Origin of the sequence: Bradyrhizobium sp. 142, assembly GCF_023074015.1 — a bacterium.
Lineage (GTDB): Bacteria > Pseudomonadota > Alphaproteobacteria > Rhizobiales > Xanthobacteraceae > Bradyrhizobium.
On sequence record NZ_JADPKQ010000507.1, the window covers coordinates 1 to 1,296 of the forward strand.

The 1,296-nt window shown below is 60.3% G+C and carries 1 protein-coding gene and 1 pseudogene; one reads left to right on the plus strand and one right to left on the minus strand.

Annotated features, from left to right (window positions below):
- Window positions 1-87, plus strand: a pseudogene (locus tag IVA82_RS45415) (IS5/IS1182 family transposase); the annotation flags it as partial.
- 505 nt (window positions 88-592) lie between these two features.
- On the opposite strand, the gene IVA82_RS45420 reads toward IVA82_RS45415, so the two are convergent.
- Window positions 593-1,296, minus strand: a 704-nt coding sequence (locus IVA82_RS45420; RefSeq protein WP_247493171.1) for an IS66 family transposase, incomplete at its 5' end; no start/stop codon positions are given.

Genomic DNA, 1,296 nt, shown 5'->3' on the forward strand with positions numbered 1-1,296 from the left:
CGCATCGCCACCCGATACGACAAGCTCGCCCGGAACTTCTCGGCCGCTGTTCATCTCGCCGCTCTCGTCGCATATTGGCTCAATTGAGTCTGGACCCTAGCAATATTTACCGGCAACTTCCGACCGAACCCCACTGCTCTCGAGCTGCGGTGTGTTTCGCACGAGCAATCGACGTGCCACTCGATGAATCTGACGCAGCTCTGCTAGACAGAAGAAAGAACTCGTATCTCCCAACACGAAGCTGCGCCTTGCATTGGGTCAGAACGAAATTCTGGTGTTGTTGCGTCTGCTGTTTGGGTCAGCTCAGCCGTGCTCGACAAGACCGTAAGGCATTCTTTAGGGCGTAGATGACCACAGATCCTGTTTGGTTTCCGGCAGGTATGACGACTGTCGCGTTCTAAACACTAGCGGTCACCTGGGCGGCGTCCGGTTTTCCCGTCACAAACAACAGCTTAATACGTTTGCATGGTGCTGGCACGGCTGTTGCTACTAAAGACAGCGATAGCGGCGTAAGAGTACGCATACGACGAAGACCGCCTGATTGACGCATGCGCGCGGGCACGGCGAGCTCTATGATGGCGTTGCGTGAAGATCAGGCGGCCTGCTGACCGGCGGGCTTGTCGGCTTGGCGCAGGCGCTTCCATTCCCAGGGCAGCAGTTCGTGCAGACGCGATGCGGGAAGATCGGCGATGCGGGCGAGGACGTCGGCGAGCCAGGCCTTGGGATCGACGTCGTTGAGGCGACAGGTCGTGATCATCGTCAGCATGATGGCGGCACGGTCGGCGCCACGCTGGCTGCCGGCGAAGGTCCAGTTGCGCCTTCCCAAGGCGATGCCCCTCAATGCGCGCTCAGCGCAATTGTTGGTCAAGCAGATCCTGCCATCGTCGAGGAAGCGGGCGAAGTCGTCCCAGCGCCTGAGCATGTAGTTGATCGGTTTCAGGACCTCGGAGGAGCGCGAGAGGGTTTCGCGCTCACGCAGCAACCAGGCGTGCATGTCCTCGAGAAGCGGCTTGCTCTTTTCCTGGCGCACGGCGCGCCGCTCGTCGGCGCCGCAGCCATTGATGGCGCGCTCGATCTCGAACAACGCATCGAGGCGTCTGACCGCCTCCAGCGCGATCGGAGAGACCGGTTTGCCCTTCTTACCTTCCCGAGCATTTTTCTCGATGTCAGCCAGCTCGAAGAAGCCCCGCCGCGCATGGGCCAGGCAAAACGCCGGTGTGATCGGCATCGCTTTCTTTTGCGGGTCGAACAGCGGCTCGAAGCCGTTGTAGCAATCGGCTTGCAGGATACCGGCGA